Source organism: Tepidisphaeraceae bacterium (assembly GCA_035998445.1).
In the GTDB taxonomy this organism is placed as follows: Bacteria; Planctomycetota; Phycisphaerae; order Tepidisphaerales; family Tepidisphaeraceae; genus DASYHQ01.
Genome location: DASYHQ010000027.1, coordinates 1 through 2684 on the forward strand (window position 1 = coordinate 1; position 2684 = coordinate 2684).

The 2684-nt window shown below is 65.3% G+C and carries 2 protein-coding genes; both read left to right on the forward strand.

Annotated features, from left to right (window positions below; all coding sequences use genetic code 11):
• On the forward strand, window positions 1–1499 hold a 1499-nt coding region (locus VGN72_11950; protein HEV7300071.1), incomplete at its 5' end, for a hypothetical protein.
• Window positions 1500–1694: 195 nt separating this feature from the next.
• Window positions 1695–2177, forward strand: coding sequence for a zinc ribbon domain-containing protein (locus VGN72_11955; protein ID HEV7300072.1), 483 nt, complete (start codon window positions 1695–1697; stop codon window positions 2175–2177).
• Window positions 2178–2684: the final 507 nt, after the last annotated feature.

Here is a 2684-nt window from a genome sequence, read left to right on the forward strand (position 1 = left end):
ACGGCGGGTGCGGGCTCTGCACGCCGAAGGAGACCGGGTCGAGCATCGCTGCCGAGTACCTGGGCATTCCCGCCGTCACCGTCGCGGCGCCGACGTTCGTGAACCAGGTCTACTCGACCGCCGTCACCCACGGCGTGGCCGCGCCGCGCGCCGCAACGTATCCCGGGGCCTTCTCGGCCCACAGCCCCGATGAACTGGCCCGCAACACGCGGGAGGTCGTGTGGCCGCAGATCGTCGAGGCGCTGACGAAGCCGATCACCGACGCGGAGATCGCCGAGCGGCAGAAGGCGGCCGTGGGCGACCCGAAGGACCGGGTGTTCGCCGGCACGATCGAGGGCGTCAACCGCTTCTTCACCGAACAGCGCTGGTCCGACGGTCTGCCGATCATCCCACCCACGGTGGAGCGGGTCGAGGCGTTCCTGAGGTACACCGACCAGCCGTGGGACCGCGTGGTCGGCGTGCTGCCGATCGCGTACCGCGAGACGCTGGTCTGGCACGTGGCGGTCAACGGCGCGATGGCGGGATGCCCGCCGGAGTTCATGCCAATCCTGATTGCGTATACGAAAGCGCTGGCGGACGGGAACTATCGCCGGACGCTCGCCAGCACCCACGCGTGGACGCCGTTCTGCTGGATCAACGGCCCGGTCGCGCGGCAGCTCGGCATCGATGCGGCGCAGGGTCAGATCAACGAGCCGCGCAACGCCGCGCTCGGGCGGTTCATCAACCTCGCGATGATGAACCTCGGCGGCTACTACATCAAGCAGGACCGCATGGGTTCCTTCGGCTACCTCATGCCGTGGACCCTGGCCGAGGACGAGGCGGCCTGTCTCAAGATCGGCTGGCAGCCGTACCACGTGCAGAAGGGGTTCGATCTCAACCAGAGCACGCTGACGGCGGCGTCGGCGCTCATGTGGGGCAACAACCTCACCCCCGCCTCGCACGACGGGCGGAAGATCATGGAAATGATGGCGTGGGACGCCGTGGAGAAGGGTCAGTTCGCCACGGGCAGCGGCCCGCGTTTGCCGGACCGAACCCTGCTGATTACCGAATACGTCGCCCGCGACCTCGCCCGCACCTACCCGACGAAGGAAAAGCTGGAGGAAGCCCTGATCGCCACCGCCCGTCGCCCCGCGTACGAACGTGCGTACGCCAACTACTGGGCCAACCCCGGCAGCGCCTTCCCCGCCCGATACACCGTGGACATGCACGTGAAGAAGATCATCCGCGACGAGGGCGGCGAACTGACGGCCCCACCGCCGTGGATGGCGACGGTGCCCGGGCAGGAGAAGATCTACACAATTCCGGTCATGAAGGCCGGCATGACGCCGATCCTCGTCACCGGCGACGCCGACCGAAACAAGGTGCAGACGATGCCCGGCGGCAACTCCGCCACAATTGAGATCAAACTGCCCGCCAACTGGAACGAACTGATGGCCGAACTCGGCTATCGCCCGCTTGAGGCGTTCTTCCTGCCCGAAGAATCGCCTGAACGAAATTAGCAAGGTCTGGTAAACCAGCAATCTCCGTTGCACTTGCCCGCTGACGCCCCCAAAAATCCTCTGGCTGCCGGTATTCCCGGCCTTGGCTGGCCAATCGCTCGCCGCGGCAGGGCGTTCTAAAGAACGGCTCGCAATAGAACGGCGGCGATCGCCTCGTCTGCTGGTATGCTGCGTAGCGAACCTTCAGGAGGGACATTGCCAACCACACCACCATCACCCCCGCGTCGCGACCTCTCGCAGGGGCGAAAGGCGCTGTTCTACATCGGCATGACGCTGATAGCGATCGGGCTGATCTCGTTCCTCTCCACGTTCATCTCGGCCGCGATGAACTTCGGCGAGTTCGACGAGTTCGAGTCGCGCGGGCGATCGATGGCCATGCGGGCGTTCGGCGGGATGATTCTGATGATCGTCGGCGTCGTCGTCTCGAACCTCGGCCGCATGGGCGCCGCCGGCGCGGGGCTCATTCCCGACCCGCAGCGGCAGCGGCAAGACCTCGAACCCTGGACCCGCTCGGCGGGCGGCATGTTGAACGATGCCCTGTCGGAAGTCGACGCCCTGAAGCACCGCCCCGCGCCCACCGCCTCCGCCGCGACCGTGAAGGTCCGCTGCCCGCAGTGCAAGGCGCTCAACGACGAACACGACAAGTTCTGCGGCCAGTGCGGCGGCCCGATCGCCTGACGGCTGGGGACATCAAAGGGGGCGGGAGCCTTCCTCTCGGCAAACCGACCCTTATCTTATTTTGCAGCAAACGACGCCCGGCCTGCCCTGTCTCGCCCCTCTGTCGTGACAGGGGCCTCCGGTCTGTGCCGAGTTGATCGAAACGCCGAATTGAACGAAACACGAAAACGAGAACGGGACAGGTCCAATTATTCCTACTGTCAATTAATTGGACCTGTCCCGTTTACGCGTTTCGGCCCCACGCGTCCTATCGACCCGCCACCGCGCCGACTTGATCCCGACCGGTGCGAAAATCATCCCGCCCCCTCCAATCTCATCCGCCGCGCCCAACTATCATCCGGCCCGCCCAGTTATTATCCGACGCGGCCGAGTATCTTCCGGCGCGTCCAAATATCATCCGGCGAGCGCAGATATCTTCCGGCGCGTCCAAATATCATCCGGCGAGCGCAGATATCTTCCGGCGCGTCCAAATATCATCCGGCGAGCGCAGATATCTTCCGGCGCGTC